The following is a 16,689-nucleotide window of genomic DNA, read 5'->3' as shown; positions in this document are numbered from 1 at the left end:
GTGGGGGATGCGATGACGAGCACACGAGTCGACTACCGGCCGGCCGACGCCGAGGCCGCCTGGTGGGTGGCTGTCGACGACGGCGCCCTGGCGGCGCTGTCGCCCGTCGTGTCGGCGGCGACGGCGGCGACCATCTGGCGCGGCCTCGGCACCGGCGGGATCGGGGCGGTGCTGGAGGCGCTCACCGGCGCGTTCGGCACCTCGCTGGCTGCGCTCCCGCCGTTCGCGCTCGCGATCGCCGAGCCCGGCGGTGTGCGCGTCGCGGTGCGCGGTGACGTGGAGATCATCGTCGAGGGCGACGGCGTCGAGGCCGTGTCGGGTACGGGCGTCGCGACGTGGACCGAGCGCTTCCTGCCCGGAGCGGTCCGCGCGACGATCGTGCCGGCCGGGGCCACGACCGCGCCGGCGGCCGACGTGCCGCTGCGTTCCGGCGTCGTGCGCGCCGACCAGATCCGGCTGGAGCTGGGCGCGTCGCCGACCCGGGGCGAGCCGGCGGTCCCCGCCGCTGCTGCATCCGCGGCATCCGCGGCATCCGCTGCATCCGCTGCGCCGGCTGCCGGGGCGGCCGAGCCGTCCGATCCTGAGGAGATGTCGGATGCTGAGGAGCCGCCGGCCGCTGCCGCCTCCGCGGCATCCGCCATCTCCTCGATATCTGCCGCCTCCTCGGCACCCGCCATCTCCTCGGCACCTGCCGCCTCCTCGGCATCCGTCATCGACTCGGTGCCGCCGGGACTGTTCGGGGCGCGGGCGGCGACCGCCCCGGCGGCGGCGTCAGAACCCGCCGAGACGGCCGCGCCGGTGGCGGCGACGGCGGCCGAGCCCGCGCCTCCCGCCGAGTCCGAGTCCGATGCGGCACCCGAATCCCCGCCCGAGCCCGGGGTGGCGCCGCGTGCCGACACCTCCGCCGACACGCTGATCCCGGAGGCGACGGCCGCCGAGGACGCCGAACCCGCACCCGTGGACGAGTACGACCTGCTGTGGGGCGAGACGGTCGCCCGTCCCGTCTCGGCGGCGGCGATCGCCCCCGTCGAAGCGGAGACGGATGCCGCGGATGCCGCCGCCGCACCGGGTGCGGAACCCGGACCCGCCCCGTCGGCCGACCCGGCCCCTCCCGCCGCGGCGCCGCGGCCCGCCGCGGCGGACGCACCGGCCACGCCCGATGGGCTCGGCGACCACGACGGCGCGACGATCGCCGTGGCGGACGTGCGGGCGATGCGCGCGGAGCGCATCGCGTTCGAGTCGACGGACAGCGTCCCGGCCCGCCGCCCCGCGCGGGGCCGCATCCGGCTGTCGACCGGCCGCGTCGTGGAGCTCGAGCGGCCCGTCGTGATCGGACGTCGCCCGAAGTCCACGCGCACCTCGGGAGCCGAGCTGCCGACCCTCGTGGCCGTCGACAGCCCCGAGCAGGACATCTCGCGCAGTCACGTGGAGATCCGCGCGGAGGGCGAGCACGTCCTCGTCACCGACCTCGACACCACCAACGGCACGGTGCTGCTGCGCGGCGGCAACGAGCCGGTGCGACTGCACCCCAACGAGCCGACCATGGTCGTCACGGGAGACGTCCTCGACCTCGGCGACGAGGTCACCGTGACCTTCGAGGACCTCCCGTGAGCGCCGCGAAGCGTCCGCCGGCACCGCCGCCCGCGCTGCCCGGGTTCACCTACGTCGACGTGCTCGGCTCCGGCGGCTTCGCCGACGTCTACCTCTACGAGCAGCACCTGCCGCGCCGCCGGGTCGCGGTGAAGGTCATGCTCCCCGACCGCATGGCGTCGGGATCGGCGGAGCAGTTCACCGCCGAGGCGAACGTCATGGCGCTGCTGTCGACGCATCCCGCGATCGTCACCATCTACCAGGCGGGCGTCTCGGACGACGGGCGTCCGTACCTCGTGATGGAGTACTGCTCGCGCCCCAATCTGCAGGTGCGCTCGCGGGCCGCGGCCTTCTCGGTCGCCGAGGCGCTGCGGGTCGGCGTGCAGGTCGCCGCCGCCGTTGAGACCGCGCACCGCGCCGGCATCCTGCACCGCGACATCAAGCCGGCGAACATCCTCGTCACCGAGTACAACCGTCCGGCCCTCACCGACTTCGGCATCGCGACGACCGCCGAGTCGGAGGAGTCGTCGGCGGGGATGTCGATCCCGTGGTCGCCGCCCGAGTCGTTCAGCGACGTGCCCGGCTCGGGCGTCGCCACCGACGTCTACGCCCTTGGCGCCACCGTCTACACGCTGCTGGCCGGTCGCTCGCCGTTCGAGCAGCCGGGCGGGCGCAACGGCGGCGCCGATCTCATCCAGCGCATCGAGTCCCAGCCGGTGCCGCGTCTGGAGCGCGCCGACGCCCCGCCGTCGCTCCAGGCCGTGCTCGAGCGCGCGATGGCCAAGCGCCCCGGCGACCGCTACGACTCGGCGATCGCGTTCGCGCGGGCCCTCCAGCGCGTGCAGATCGAGCTCGCCCACTCGGTGACCCCGATCGACATCCTCGACGACGCCCCCGAGGACGCCGCCGAGGACGACGTCGACGGCGAACTCACCCGCGTCCGCGGCATCGTCAGCATCGAGCCGCAGACCCACCCGGCCGCCGGCCCGACGCGTCGGCGCGACCGGACGGACGACACCGCGGCCACCGCGGCCGCCGCGCCCGCCGTCGTCCCGGCGCCGCCCGTTCCCACCGACACCGCCGACCCGACGTTGCTGCGGGGCCCCGTCTCCATCGCGCCGCAGGCGGCGGACCTCGACACCTCGTCCACGATCCGCCGACCCGGCCCGGCCGCGGCGGCCCGCACCGTCGACCCCGCCGCCGCTGCCGCCGCTGCCGCCGCGTCGCTGTCCGTCGCGGATCCCGCCGAGGCGGCCGACGCCGCCGCCGATGCGCCGGCACCGCGCACGCGCCGCGGACTGTGGATCGGTGTCGGCATCGCCGCCGCCGTGGTCGTCGTCGCGGGAGTCGCCGTCGGGGCCAGCCTCGTGGCGCCCGCGGTGCAGCCGCCCGCCGACGACGAGCCGACGACGTCGGCCGCGCCGCAAGACCCGCTGGGCGGGTACGTGCCGCCGGTGGAGGCGCTCGCCGGCACGGTGCAGGGAGGCGACGCCGTGTTCACCTGGACCAATCCCGAGCCGCAGGACGGCGACGGCTATCTCTGGTATCCGTACACGCTCGCCGGCGACGGCGAGACCCGCAAGGTCACCGAGACGAGCGTGACCCTGCCGGTGGATGCCGGCGGCACGACCTGCATCGCGGTGACGCTCGTCCGCAAGGACGGCACCGCGGGCACCGAGACACGGAAGTGCACCCCATGACCGACATCCACGACACCGTTCCCCCCGCGGACGCCCCCGAGGACGACGTGACGGGGGCGGACATCACCGTCGAGTTCGCCGGCGAGTACGTCACCGTGCCGTCCGGAACGCGATTCACCATCGGGCGCGAGGGCGACCTCGCCATCGACGACAACCGTTTCCTGCACCGGCACTTCCTCTCCATCGAGCAGTCCGGCGGACTGTGGTGGCTGGTCAACATCGGCTCGCGGCTGTCGGCCACCGTCACCGACACGGAGGGTCGCGTGCAGGCGCAGCTGGCGCCGGGGGCGCGGTTGCCGATCGTGTTCGGCGTGACGACCGTGGTGTTCAGCGCGGGTCCCACGACCTACGAGCTGTCGGTGCACACGGCGCAGCCGGCGTTTCGTGCGACGGTTCCGGAGCGGGTGGCCGACGGCGAGTCGACGATCGGTGCCGTTCCCCTCACGCCCAGCCAGAAGCTCCTCATCCTGTCCCTCGCCGAGCCCGTGCTGCGCCGCGAGGGCACCGGCATGAGCGAGCTGCCCAGCTCCGCCGCGGCGGCCCAGCGCCTGGGCTGGAGCATCACCCGCTTCAACCGCAAGCTCGACAACGTGTGCGACAAGCTCGACCGTCAGGGGGTCCCCGGGCTGCGCGGCGGAGTGACGAGCTCGGCGACCAACCGGCGGGTGCGCCTCGTCGAGCACGCCGTCGCCTCGCGCCTGGTCGTCCGCGACGACCTCGCCCTGCTCGACGATCCCGCGCGCTTCGAGCGCGAGGCCGGCGACGACGCCCCGCGCCGAAAGGAAGACGGATGAAGCTGCGCACGACCCTCGTCCGACCCGGGGGAGAACCCGAGGATCTCGTCATCAACGCCGACGCCGACGCGACCGTCGGCGACCTCGCCCGCACCATCGCCGAGGTCGACCCCCGCGGCGGAGGCGACCCGCGCGAGGACGTCACCCTGGAAGCGTTCGGCACGATCGCGCAGGGACCCGGCGAGGTGCTGGATGCCGCGGCATCCGTCGCCCACGTCCAGCTCGGCGCGGGGTCGGCGATCCGGGTCGTCCCGGCCGGCTACCAGCCGCGACAGCGCGTCGGCGAGGTGGAGATCGTGTCCGGGCCCGGCGCCGGGACGACGATCCCGCTGGAGCGGACGGTCGTGATCATCGGTCGCGACCCGCAGTGCGACATCGTGCTGGACGACCCGCTCGTCTCGAAGCGGCACGCCCGGCTCGAGGTGGGGCAGGGACGGGCCGAGCTCGTCGACCTCAACTCGGCCAACGGCATCCTCGTCGACGGCGCACCGGTCACCTATCTGACCGCCGCCGACGGCGAGATCGACGCCGTCCTGGGCGACACGCGCGTGCGCATCACCGCGGCCGGAGATGCGACCGTCGCGCCCTCGACCTGGCGGCAGGTCCCGTTCGTGCGCTCGCCGCGGGTCGAGGCCCGCTACCTCGGCGAGGAGCTGCCGGGCACCGACCTGCCCGCGCCGCCCGCGCCGCAGATGTTCCCGTGGCTCGCGATGATCGCGCCCGTGATCATGGGTGCGGTGCTGTTCTTCGTGATGAGGAACCCGATGGCGCTCGTGTTCGTGGCGGCATCCCCGCTGCTGATGCTGGGCACGTGGCTGACGACGCGCCTGCAGGGGCGCGCGCAGCTGCAGCGCGACAAGGACCGCTTCGAGCAGCAGCTGACGCGGCTCTCCTCGCGTCTGGAGCAGGAGCGCGAGACCGAGCGTCGCGTCCGCCGCGGCGAGGTGCCCGAGCTCGACCCGATCTGCGCCGACGCGCTCGCCGCCGGTCCGCTGGTCTGGACGCGCCGGCCCGAGCACTGGTCGTTCCTGCACGTGCGTCTGGGTGACGGCACCGCTGCGAGCCGCAACACGGTCGCGGAGTCCACCAAGCGCGATGCGGCGATCCCCTCGTACGTCGACCGTCTCGACGAGGTCGTCGAGGCCTTCCGCGAGGTCGACGACGTGCCGATCCTCGAGTCGCTCGCCGAGGCGGGGGCGATCGGCATCGCGGGGGCGACCGCGCGCGTCGGCGACACCGCCCGCGCGCTCCTGGCACAGACGGCGGGTCTGCACGCACCGTCGGACGTCCACATCGTCGCCTTCGTGGGCCCCGCCACCCGCGCGGCGCTCGCCGACCTGAAGTGGCTGCCGCACACGTGGGCCGCCGAGGACGCCCTGGGCACGGCACCCATCGCCGACAACGCCGCGACCGCCTCGCGGCTGCTCGCGCAGCTCGAGGAGCTCGTCGACACCCGCACGAAGCGGCTGCGGCGGCTGCGGGCCCTCAAGGCGACGGATGCCGCGACCTCCGCCGGCGCCGAGGTGGGCGAGTCCCGCGGGCGCGAGGAGGAGATGCCGCTTCCGGCATATGTCGTCATCATCACGCCCGACGCCCCCGTCGACCGCGGCCGGCTGATCCAGCTCAGCGAGCGGGCCGCCGGCAGCGGCGTCGTCCCGGTGTGGGCCGTCTCGAAGGTGGAGCACCTGCCCGCGGCCTGCCGCACGTGGGTCGAACTGCCCGCCGACGGCGATGCGAGCGCGCACTTCGTGCGCCTGGGCGCCGTCGTCGCGCCGCTGCGCGTCGAGGCTCTCGACGCCGCGCGCTTCGGCGTCGTCGCCCGGGCGCTCGCGCGCATCACCGACATCGGCGACGTCGCCGAGGATGCCGGTGACGTGCCGCGCACGATCCCGCTGCTGCAGCTGCTGGGCCCCGACATGGCGACCAGCGCCGACGCCGTGATCGACCGCTGGACGCAGAACGCGTCGATCCGCGCGACGCGCTCCGGCGCCGGCTACCAGCCGAAGCTGCGCGCCCTGGTGGGCCAGGGGGCGCAGGGAGCGCTGCACCTCGATCTCCGCCAGCAGGGCCCCCACGCCCTCGTCGGCGGGACGACCGGCTCGGGCAAGAGCGAGTTCCTGCAGGCGTGGGTGCTCGGCATGGCCGCCGAGTACAGCCCCGAGCGCGTGACGTTCCTCTTCGTCGACTACAAGGGCGGCTCGGCCTTCGCCGACTGCGTCAACCTGCCGCACTGCGTGGGTCTCGTCACCGATCTGAGTCCGCACCTGGTCCGCCGCGCCCTGACGAGCCTGCGCGCCGAGCTGCACCACCGCGAGCACCTCTTCAACCGCAAGAAGGCCAAGGACCTCCTCGAGCTCGAGAAGGCCGCCGACCCCGATGCGCCGCCCGCCCTCGTGCTCGTGATCGACGAGTTCGCCGCCCTCGCCAAAGAGGTGCCCGAGTTCGTGGACGGTGTCGTCGACATCGCCCAGCGCGGGCGCTCCCTCGGCATCCACCTCATCATGGCGACGCAGCGTCCGGCCGGTGTCATCAAGGACAACCTGCGTGCCAACACGAACCTCCGCGTGGCCCTCCGCATGGCCGACGAGACCGACTCGGACGACGTCATCGGCTCGAAGGAGGCCGCGCTGTTCGACCCGGGCATCCCCGGGCGCGGCATCGCGAAGACCGGACCGGGCCGCATGAGCCTCTTCCAGTCGGCCTACTCCGGCGGCTGGAGCCTGCGCGCCGAGCCCGAGCCGGCGGTGGAGGTCCGCCCGTTCCTGCTCGGCGAGGCGCCCCTGTGGGAGAAGCCCGCGGTCTCCGAGGCCCCCGCCGAGACCGAGGATCTGGGCCCGAACGACCAGCAGCTCCTGGTCGCCCGCTTCGGCGACGCGGCCCAGCTGGCCCGCATCGCTCCGCCGCGGCGCCCGTGGCTCGACGAGCTCGCGCGGACGTTCGACCAGACCAAGCTGCACCAGCGCACCGACGCGCGGCTGGTGCTCGGTGTCGTCGACGTGCCCGAGCGCCAGGACCAGGTGCCGTTCTTCTTCGAACCCGACACCGAGGGCCACCTCGCCGTCTTCGGCACGGGCGGCTCCGGCAAGTCGGTGGCGCTGCGCACGCTCGCCGTCTCGGCCGGGATCACGCCGCGCGGGGGACCCGTGCACGTGTACGGGCTGGATGCCGCCACCGGCGGACTGCGCATGCTGGAGTCGCTGCCGCACGTCGGCGCGGTGATCTCGGGCGACGACACCGAGCGCATCGAGCGGCTGTTCGGGATGCTGCGGGCCGAGCTCGACCGCCGCGGTGACGCGTACGCGGCGTCCGGCGCGTCGACCCTGACCGAGTACCGCACGCTCGCCGGCCGCGGCGACGAGCCGCGCATCCTGCTGCTCGTCGACGGCTTCCCCGCCTTCCGCTCCGCCTTCGAGGGGGTGCCCGGTCGCGCGGAGTCCTACCGTGCGTTCCAGCAGGTGCTCACCGACGGTCGTGGCCTCGGCATCCACGTGGCCCTCACGGCCGACCGCGGGCAGAGCGTGCCCACCTCGCTGCAGGCCATGATCCAGCGCCGCATCGTGCTGCGCATGGCGGATGAGGACGGCTACGCGCTGCTCGGGATGCCGCGCGACATCCTCGGGCCCGACGCGGCGCCGGGGCGGGCGATCGTCGACGACCACGAAGCGCAGATCGCCGTGATCGGCGGCACCGCGAGCACGAAGGACCAGTCGCTGGCGATCGATCGTATGGCCGAGGCGATGATCCGCCGCGGCACGACGCCCGCCCCCGGCATCCGCGCGCTTCCCGTCGAGTACGCGATCGACGAGCTGCCGCCGACGGCGGGCACGGGGGTCGCCATCGGCCTGTCCGACCTCGATCTCGGCCCCTACGGCATCGAGCCGGCGGGCACGTTCATCGTGGCGGGCTCGCCCGGTGCCGGACGCTCCAACGCCGCCGCCGCCATCGTCCGCCAGACCCTGCGCGCACGGCCCGACACGGCCGCCTTCTACATCGGCGATCGCCGTTCCCCGGTGCAGGATGCCGTCGCGTGGACGTCCACCGCCGAATCCGCCTCGGCGGCGATGGCGGTGCTCGGTGCCGTCGACGAGGCCGCCGACCGCACCGCGGAGGGCGGCGCCGTGCCGATCGTCGTGCTCGAGGGCATCGGCGAGTTCGCCACCTCTCTCATCGAGATGAACCTCTCCACCCTCGTGAAGCGCGCGGGCCGCGGCGAGGTCTTCTTCGTCGTCGTCGGCGAGATGAGCGAGTGGACGACGAACTTCGGCCTGCTCGGCGAGATCAAGGCGGCGCGCCGCGGCGTGGTGCTCCAGCCGGAGACCATCGACGGCGAGGTCGTGCTCAAGACCCCGTTCCCGCGCCTCGTCCGCGGCGAGCTGCCCGTCGGGCGCGGCATCCTCGCCCACCGCGGCAAGACGGTGCGCATCCAGTTCCCGATCGCGACCGCGGCGGCCGAGCTGGCGGCGACGGGAGCCGTCTCGTGACGGGGCGCGCGAACGTCGCCCGCACGGAGCGCTCATGGGGAGTTCTGCCCATGGTCACCGGCGGCACCGCCGCCTATCGTCGAAACAACAAGACCTCCCGGCACACCGGCCGGGCCAGATGAAAGGGGCCCTCATGGCCAATCTGAATGTCACCTACGACCAGATGAACTCGGCCGCTTCGCGCCTGCGTGACGGCCAGAGCGAGCTCGAGGCGAACCTCCAGCGCCTGCGTCAGCTGGTCGCCCAGCTGGTCCAGGACGGCTTCACCACGAGCCGTGCCTCGGGCGCGTTCGACGCCTCGTACACCGAGTTCACCACCGGTGCGACCAAGACGGTCCAGGGCATCGAGGGCATGGCCGCCTTCCTCGAGAAGGCCGCTCAGGCCCTCCAGTCGACGGACGAGCAGCTCGCCAGCCAGCTCGGTCAGTGATGTCGACCTGCGGAGCGCGCACGCGCTCCGCAGGTTCACGAGGCCTTCCACCCCGGTGCTCCGACGCCGCGGGTGGAGGGCCTCGCGAACCTCGGGGGACGACGATCGCCGCCGGAGGCGTCAGCCGCGGGAGTGGCCGAGCACCTTCACGATGATCCCGCGGCGGCGCAGCTCGGCGATCGCGTGGGTCTCCTCGTCGACCGTGCGCCCGAGGGCGTGCTTGTCGGCCACGACGACCACGTCGCCCGACACCAGTCGGCCGAACAGGCGCGTGAGGCGCTCCGACCAGCTCTCGCCGGTTTCGGGGGCGGGATGCCGGAAGCCCTCGATCGGCACCCCGAACTCCGCCAGGGCGTCGCGCTGGGCGATCACGGACGGCAGGTCGTCGCGGGCGACCACGAGCCCCACCAGTCGCGAGCCCGCCGGACGGGCGGCCCACCAGTCGGTGCCCGAGACGACCACGGGCACCGCGGAGGTGACCGCGGGCAGCGCGATCGACTCCGCGTAGTCGGCGGGGGCGCGCTGGTCGTCCGGATGCGGGGTGCTCACGGCATCCATTCTGTCCCACGGCGCCGACACGCACGTGTGCGACGTGCAGCGGCGCGCGTCAGTCGTCCTCGAGGCGGCGCAGCTGCATGCTCAGCTGGTCGGCGTCGAGCTGTGCGAGGGCGTGGCGCAGCGCCGCGGACGAATACGACCCCTCCCGCGAGACGTCGACGAGCCGCTCCCGCATCGCCTCGATCAGCGCGATCCGCAGGTCGATCACGCCGGCCGAGCTGATCTCGGGCGACTCGATCCGGGGAGCGCTCATCCGCTCGGCCAGCTTCGCGAGCACCTCCGGCGGGTAGGGCACGCCGCTCGCATCCGCCAGCCCGGGCGTGCGCAGCCGCGCGAGGGCGGCTTCGCGCAGCTCGTCGTCCAGCCGCTCGCCCTCCTCCGCCGAGCCGCCGTCGCCCGTGCTCGCGGGGATCTTCAGCATGCGGATCACCCAGGGGAGGGTGAGCCCCTGCACCATGAGGCTGACGAGGGCGACGACGAACGCGATGAAGATCAGCAGCTCCCGCGCGGGGGTGGACGGCTCGAGCGTCTGGGCCGCCGCGAGCGTGACGACGCCGCGCATCCCGGCCCAGACGATGACCACCCCGTCCTTCCACCCGAGGGGCGAGCCCTGGTAGTAGTCCATGTCGTTGAGCACCCGGCCGATCCGCGCCCGGAGCCCTTCGACGCGCTGCTGCGTGGCGGCGGCATCCGGCTCTCGACGTGCGACGCGACGGGCCAGGCGGCGGGCGGTGCCGCGCGCCGTGCGTCGCAGCAGCCCCGGCCGCTCCCCGCCGGCGGGGTCCCCGTCCTCGCGCGGCGGTCTCAGCTCGCGCAGATCGCTCGTGCCCGGATCGAAGGCGTCGAGGCGGTCGCTGAACGCCTGCAGCCGGTCGCGCTGCATCCGCCGGGCGCGGCGGTCGATGAGGAACACGAGTCCCGACACGTAGAGCGCGCGCACGGCCAGCACGATCGCGAGCGCCACCAGTGCCAGCGTGATGCCGATGCCCACACCGTTGTGCTTGTCGATGTTGCCGGTGACGATGTCGCGCAGCTCGAGCCCCATGATGAGGAAGACCGCGCCCTCCAGCAGCAGCTCGAGGGTGTGCCAGTTCAGCTCGTCGGAGACCCGCTGCTCGGGGGTCGACCACCGTGCGGCACCCTGACCGGTCGTGATGCCCGCGGCCACGGCGGCCACGAGGCCCGAGCCGCCCAGGTGCTCGGTGGGCAGGTACGCGATGAACGGCACGATGAAGCCGATCGCCGTGTTGGCGACCGGCTCGCCGATCCACCGCCGTATCCGCAGGGTGAGCACGCCCACGGTGACGCCGATGACGACCGCCACCAGCACGCCCCACGCGAACGCGCCGATCGTGCTGCCCAGCGAGAACCCCGCCGCGGATGCCGCCACGGCGCTGCGCAGCAGCACGAGCGCGGTGGCGTCGTTCAGCAGGCTCTCGCCCTCCAGCATCGTGATGACCCGCGGCGCGATGCCGAGCTTCTTCGCGATCGAGGTGGCGACGGCATCCGTGGGACTGAGGATGGCGCCGAGGGCGACGGCGAGCGCGAAGTCGAGTCCCGGGATGGCGAAGTAGAACAGGGTGCCGAGGGCCAGGGCGCTGATGACGACGAGCACGACGGCCAGGCCCGCGATCGGCATCGCGTCGCGACGGAACTCGACCGCCGGCAGTCGCACGGCCGAGGCGTAGAGCAGGGGCGGGAGGATGCCGACCAGGATGAGGTCCGGCGGCACCGAGAACGCCGGCAGCAGCAGCGACGCCACGAGACCGATCGCGACGAGGATCAGCGGCCCCGCGACGCCGAGCCGCCGCGCGAGGACCGTCGAGACGCCGATGACCGCGATGCCCGCGATCAGCCAGGTGAGGTCGCTCACCGCGGACTCAGATCAGACCGAGGGCGCGCACCGCGTCGCGCTCGGCGACCAGCTCGGCCACCGAGGCGTCGAGGCGGGCGCGGCCGCGCTCGTCCAGCTCCAGCCCGTCGACGACGCGGTACGCCGTGCCGTCGCTCGTGACCGGCGCCGACGAGTAGAGCCCCGCCGGCACGCCGTACTCGCCGTGCGACAGGACCGCCGCCGACGTCCAGTCGTCGCCGGTGCCGTGCACGAGGTCGCGGACGTGGGAGATCGCAGCGTGGGCCGCCGACGCGGCCGACGACGATCCGCGCACCGAGATGATCTCGGCACCGCGCTGGGCGACCCGCGGCACGAACGCCTCGTCGAGCCAGGCGGCCGCCGCCGCGCTGCCGCCGAGACGCTCGGCCAGCGCGTCCGTCACCGGGCGTCCCGCCACCGTCGCGTGCGCGACGTCCGGGAACTGCGTCGCCGAGTGGTTGCCCCAGACGATGACGCCGCGCAGCGCCGCCACCGGCGTCTCCAGCGCGGCGGCGAGCTGGGCGAGTGCGCGGTCGTGGTCGAGGCGCGTCAGCGCGGCGAAGCGCTCGCCCGGGATGTCGGGGGCGGATGCCGCCGCGATGAGCGCATTGGTGTTGGCGGGGTTGCCCACCACCACGACGCGCACGTCGTCGGCGGCCGCCGCGTTCAGGGCCGCGCCCTGCGGACCGAAGATGCCCGCGTTGGCCGCCAGCAGGTCGGCGCGCTCCATTCCGGCCGAGCGGGGACGGGCTCCGACGAGCATCGCGATGTTGGCGCCGTCGAAGGCGACGCGCGGGTCGTCGGTGATCTCGACATCCGCCAGCAGCGGGAACGCGCAGTCCTGCAGCTCCAGTGCCGCCCCCTCGGCGGAGGCGAGCCCCTGCGGGATCTCCAGCAGGCGCAGACGCACCGGACGCTCGGCGCCGAGCATGTCGCCGGCGGCGATCCGGAACAGCAGCGCGTAGCCGATCTGTCCGCCGGCTCCGGTCACGGTGACTGTCGTGGCATCCATGGATCTGAGCCTACGGGGGCGAGCCCGGTGGCGGTACGGTGGGGCATGACCTTCAACAGCAATGCAGAGCTGGGAGGGACGACCGCACGGCGACGAGGCCGCGGGGGAGGTGCCGCGGCCGTCGCCGGCGGCGGGCTGGCCGGCCTCGGTGGGATCGCGGTGCTCCTGCTCGTGCTCTTCACCGGCGGCGACGTCACGAGCCTGCTCGGCGGCACGGGCGGCGGGCAGGACTCCGCCATCGCGGGCTGCGACACCGGCGCCGACGCGAACGCGAACGACGACTGCCGGCTCGTGTTCGGCCAGAAGGCGCTCGACGGCTACTGGGCCGATCAGGTGCAGGGCTACCGTGCGCCGCAGCTGATCATCGTCGACGGGTCGACCTCGACGCGGTGCGGCACGGCCTCGAACGCGACGGGCCCGTTCTACTGCCCGCCGGAGGAGACCATCTACGTCGATCCGACGTTCTTCGGCCTGCTCCGCAGCCAGTTCGGAGCGCAGGCGGGCGACCTCGCGCAGCTCTACGTCCTCGCGCACGAGTACGGCCACCACATCCAGCAGATCACCGGGATCATGGACCAGTACCCGAACGACGGCACCGGGCCGACCAGCAACGGGGTGCGCACCGAGCTGCAGGCCGACTGCTTCGCCGGCGCGTGGATCGCGGATGCGACCTCCACGACGGACGCGAACGGCGTGGCCTACCTGCAGCAGCCCACCGACGCGCAGCTGCGCGACGCGCTCGATGCGGCGGCCGCCGTCGGCGACGACCGCATCCAGGCGCAGTCCGGACGGGTCAACCCCGAGACCTGGACCCACGGGTCGAGCGGGCAGCGCCAGCGCTGGTTCACCACCGGCTACCAGAGCGGGCTCGACGCCTGCGACACCTTCTTGGTGTCGGGAGGAGAACTGTGAACGGGCCGGCGCACCTCGACGACATCCTGTACCCCGCGATCGAGCCCTACGAGACGGGGTACCTGCTGGCCGGCGACGGCCAACGGGTCTACTGGGAGCAGTCCGGCAACCCCGACGGCAAGCCCGTCGTGTTCCTGCACGGAGGTCCCGGCGGCGGCACCTCGCCGTGGCACCGCCGCTTCTTCGACCCGGAGAGGTACCGCATCGTGCTGTTCGACCAGCGCGGCTGCGGCCGGTCGACGCCCCACATGAGCGCGCCCGACGCCGATCCGCGGTTCAACACGACCTGGCACCTGGTGGCCGACATCGAGCTGCTGCGGCGCAACCTCGGGATCGACCGGTGGCAGGTCTTCGGCGGATCGTGGGGCTCCGCCCTCGCCCTCGCCTACGCGCAGTGCCACCCGGATGCCGTCAGCGAGATCGTGCTGCGCGGCGTCTTCACGCTGCGTCGCCACGAGCTGGAGTGGTTCTACGAGGGTGGCGCGTCGGCGATCTTCCCCGATCTGTGGGAGTCGTACGTCGCGCCGATCCCCGTGCTCGAGCGCTCGCGGATGATCGAGGCCTACCACCGGCGGCTCACCGACCCCGATCCCGCCGTCCACGAGCCGGCGGCGATCGCGTGGACCACGTGGGAGATGTCGACGCTCACCCTCCACCCCGATCCCGATCTGGTTGCCTCGATGACCGACGCCGCGACCGCCGTGGCGTTCGCCCGCATCGAGAACCACTACTTCGTTCACGGCGGGTGGCTGCGCGAGGGCCAGCTCATCGGCGACGTCGGCGTGATCCGCGACATCCCCGCCGTCATCGTCCAGGGGCGCTACGACGTCTGCACCCCGATCATGACGGCATGGGACCTCCACCGCGCGTGGCCCGAGGCCGAGTTCGTCGTCGTGGACGACGCCGGCCACTCGACATCCGAGCCCGGCATCGCCCGCGCCCTCCGCGCCGCCACCGACCGCTTCGCCTAGCCCCCTCCTCTCTCCCCCCTCTGGAACGCGAGCCGCTACTCCGCGTGCGAGCCGCCACGCGCCGTACCGGCCGGATCGTGGCGGCTCGGCCGGGCGATAGCGGCTCGGCGAGAAGGGGGAGGGTGGGGGGACTGCTAGGATGGGGGTACTTGCAGCGCCGAATCGGCGCTCTCGCGTCGTAGAACGCTTCCCTCGCCGCCCGGCCCCGACCGGATGATCGGCTGACATTCTTCGTACGGCGACCCTGTGCGCATCCGCGCAGAGGCCACCGATCCGGGCGTCCCGCCCAGAAACATCACCATGTCTGACATCACTTTCGGCGCGCTCGGCGTGCCCGCCCCCCTGCTCGACGTGCTCGCGAAGGACGGCAAGACCACCGCCTTCCCCATCCAGGTAGACACCCTGCCCGACACGCTCGCCGGCCGCGACGTGCTCGGCCGCGGCAAGACCGGCTCGGGCAAGACCCTCGCCTTCTCCATCCCCCTCGCCGCCCGCCTCGGCGGCCCGCTCGCCGGCGGCAGCCGCCGCTCCGGCCGCATCCTCGGTCTCGTGCTCGCGCCGACGCGTGAGCTCGCCACGCAGATCAACGCGACCCTCGAGCCGCTGGCGGCCGCGTACGGCATGAAGACCACGACGATCTTCGGCGGCGTCAACCAGAACCGCCAGGTCGCCGCGCTGAAGGCCGGCGTCGACATCGTCGTCGCCTGCCCCGGCCGCCTCGAAGACCTCATCTCGCAGGGCTTCGTGAAGCTGGATGCCGTGGAGATCACCGTCATCGACGAGGCCGACCACATGGCCGACCTGGGCTTCCTGCCCTCGGTCACGCGCATCCTCGACAAGACCCCGCGCGACGGGCAGCGCCTGCTGTTCAGCGCCACGCTGGACAACGGCGTCGACAAGCTCGTGAAGCGGTTCCTGCAGAACGAGGTGCTGCACTCGGTCGACGAGGCGCACTCGCCCGTCGCCGCGATGACCCATCACGTCTTCCACGTCGGCGGCGTCGAGGAGAAGAAGGAGCTCGTGCGCACGCTCGCCTCGGGCACCGGCCGTCGCATCCTCTTCATGCGTACCAAGCACCACGCCAAGAAGCTCGCGCAGCAGCTGACATCGCAGGGCATCCCGTCGGTCGATCTGCACGGCAACCTGTCGCAGCCCGCCCGTGACCGCAACCTCGCCGCCTTCAGTTCGGGCGCCGCGAAGGTGCTCGTCGCCACCGATGTCGCCGCGCGCGGTGTGCACGTCGACGACGTCGAGCTCGTCATCCACGTCGACCCGCCCATGGAGCACAAGGCGTACCTGCACCGCTCCGGCCGCACGGCCCGCGCCGGCGCCGAGGGCTCGGTCGTCACGCTCGTGCTGCCCGGTCAGGAGAAGGACGTCAAGGACCTCCTCCGCAAGGCCGCGATCACCGCGACCCCCGTGCCCGTGACGCCGACCTCCCCGCAGGTCACCGCGCTCGTCGGTGAGGTCGCCCCCTACGTCGCACCCGCGCCGAAGTCCGAGCAGCCCGGCCGTGGCCAGGGCGGCGGCGGTCGCAGCCAGGGCGCCAATGCGCAGCGCAAGCGCGCGGCCCGCGAGGGCGCGCCGGCCGGCCAGGGCGGCCGCGGCGGCCGTGGCAACGGCCAGCGCAGCCAGGATCAGCCCCGCGCGGACCGCGCCGGACGCCCGGCCGCCGACCGTGCCGCCGGCGGTCGCGAGCAGCGCCCGGCTCGCGATCACCGTGCCGCCGCGCAGCCCGCGGCATCCGGCAACGCGCGCACGGCCGGACGCCGCGCCACGCACGCCGGGGGAACCGGTGCCACCGGCGGCAAGCTCATGGTGGGATCGGTCGTGCGGCAGAACGGCGGCCCGCGCCGCTCCGGACGCTGATTCCGGGCGGTCGGGGCCGCGCCCTCACGGGCCTCGACGGTTCGCCGTGACGAATGTCGGACGATCGACGCCGGCGCGGGCGACGACCCGCGGGCTTCTGCGGCGCGCCCGCGGGTGAGTTGACGGTTGTCCGGCGTTGGTCACGCGCCCACCGGTGCCACCCGCGCCCACCCGCCGCCGCGCCCACCGCGCCACTGGTCGTCCCCGGTTCGCCGTGACGAACGTCGGACGATCGACGCCGGCGCCGCCGACAACCCGCGGGTTTGTGCGGCGTGCTCACGGGTGAGCTGACGGTTGTCCGGCGTTGGTTACGCGACCACCGGTGCGGACGCGCCCACGCACGCCGCCACGGGTCGTCGCCGGTTCGCCGTGACGAACGTCGGACGATCGACGCTGGCGCCCCCGACGACCCGCGGGTTTCTGCGGCGGGCCCGCGAGTGAGCTGACCGTTGTCCGGCGTTGGTCACCCGACCACCCCGCCACCGGCGGCCGCCCACCC

The 16,689-nt window shown here is 73.7% G+C and carries 11 protein-coding genes; 8 read left to right on the top strand and 3 right to left on the bottom strand.

Features of this window, described 5'->3' with window-relative positions; all coding sequences use genetic code 11:
• Positions 1-12: 12 nt before the first annotated feature.
• The 5 genes from AC1Q49_RS11430 to AC1Q49_RS11410 all read left to right on the top strand — a co-directional run bounded on the left by AC1Q49_RS11430 (position 13) and on the right by AC1Q49_RS11410 (position 8,995).
• A complete protein-coding gene (locus AC1Q49_RS11430; protein WP_492492262.1) occupies positions 13-1,611 on the top strand; it encodes an FHA domain-containing protein in 1,599 nt (532 codons plus the stop codon).
• On the top strand, positions 1,608-3,290 hold the full coding sequence (locus AC1Q49_RS11425) for a serine/threonine-protein kinase (RefSeq protein WP_492492260.1): 1,683 nt from the start codon (positions 1,608-1,610) through the stop codon (positions 3,288-3,290). Before AC1Q49_RS11430 ends, AC1Q49_RS11425 begins: the two co-directional genes overlap by 4 nt.
• Positions 3,287-4,084, top strand: a complete 798-nt coding sequence (locus AC1Q49_RS11420) for an FHA domain-containing protein (RefSeq protein WP_061781922.1) — start codon at positions 3,287-3,289, stop codon at positions 4,082-4,084. The genes AC1Q49_RS11425 and AC1Q49_RS11420 overlap by 4 nt, the downstream gene beginning before the upstream one ends.
• Positions 4,081-8,565 carry a type VII secretion EssC family protein gene (locus AC1Q49_RS11415; RefSeq protein WP_492492258.1) on the top strand — a complete coding sequence of 1,495 codons (4,485 nt, stop codon included), beginning with the start codon at positions 4,081-4,083 and terminating at the stop codon, positions 8,563-8,565. The genes AC1Q49_RS11420 and AC1Q49_RS11415 overlap by 4 nt, the downstream gene beginning before the upstream one ends.
• Before the next feature lie 133 nt (positions 8,566-8,698).
• Positions 8,699-8,995 carry a WXG100 family type VII secretion target gene (locus tag AC1Q49_RS11410; protein ID WP_060961131.1) on the top strand — a complete coding sequence of 99 codons (297 nt, stop codon included), beginning with the start codon at positions 8,699-8,701 and terminating at the stop codon, positions 8,993-8,995.
• Positions 8,996-9,115: 120 nt separating this feature from the next.
• On the opposite strand, the gene AC1Q49_RS11405 is transcribed toward AC1Q49_RS11410, so the two are convergent.
• From AC1Q49_RS11405 to AC1Q49_RS11395, 3 genes are read right to left on the bottom strand one after another with little or no spacing between them, the layout of a single operon-like run.
• Complete coding sequence (locus AC1Q49_RS11405; protein ID WP_060961130.1) at positions 9,116-9,553, bottom strand: recombinase family protein; 438 nt, start codon at positions 9,551-9,553, stop codon at positions 9,116-9,118.
• A gap of 49 nt (positions 9,554-9,602) precedes the next feature.
• Positions 9,603-11,426, bottom strand: coding sequence for a cation:proton antiporter (locus tag AC1Q49_RS11400; RefSeq protein ID WP_205281813.1), 1,824 nt, complete (start codon positions 11,424-11,426; stop codon positions 9,603-9,605).
• 7 nt (positions 11,427-11,433) lie between these two features.
• A complete protein-coding gene (locus AC1Q49_RS11395; protein ID WP_492492254.1) occupies positions 11,434-12,438 on the bottom strand; it encodes a malate dehydrogenase in 1,005 nt (334 codons plus the stop codon).
• Positions 12,439-12,483: 45 nt separating this feature from the next.
• On the opposite strand from AC1Q49_RS11395, the gene ypfJ reads away from it, so the two are divergent.
• The 3 genes from ypfJ (at position 12,484) to AC1Q49_RS11380 (ending at position 16,190) form a co-directional block, all read left to right on the top strand.
• Entirely contained in the window at positions 12,484-13,350 is an 867-nt protein-coding gene (gene ypfJ / locus AC1Q49_RS11390) for a KPN_02809 family neutral zinc metallopeptidase (RefSeq protein ID WP_492492252.1), read from the top strand.
• Positions 13,347-14,321, top strand: a complete 975-nt coding sequence (gene pip / locus AC1Q49_RS11385; protein WP_492492250.1) for a prolyl aminopeptidase — start codon at positions 13,347-13,349, stop codon at positions 14,319-14,321. The genes ypfJ and pip overlap by 4 nt, the downstream gene beginning before the upstream one ends.
• 300 nt (positions 14,322-14,621) lie before the next feature.
• Positions 14,622-16,190 carry a DEAD/DEAH box helicase gene (locus AC1Q49_RS11380; protein WP_492492248.1) on the top strand — a complete coding sequence of 523 codons (1,569 nt, stop codon included), beginning with the start codon at positions 14,622-14,624 and terminating at the stop codon, positions 16,188-16,190.
• Positions 16,191-16,689 lie beyond the last annotated feature (499 nt).

The organism is Microbacterium sp. MPR-TSA4, assembly GCF_058792815.1.
This window is presented reverse-complemented; position numbering and strand designations above follow the sequence as displayed.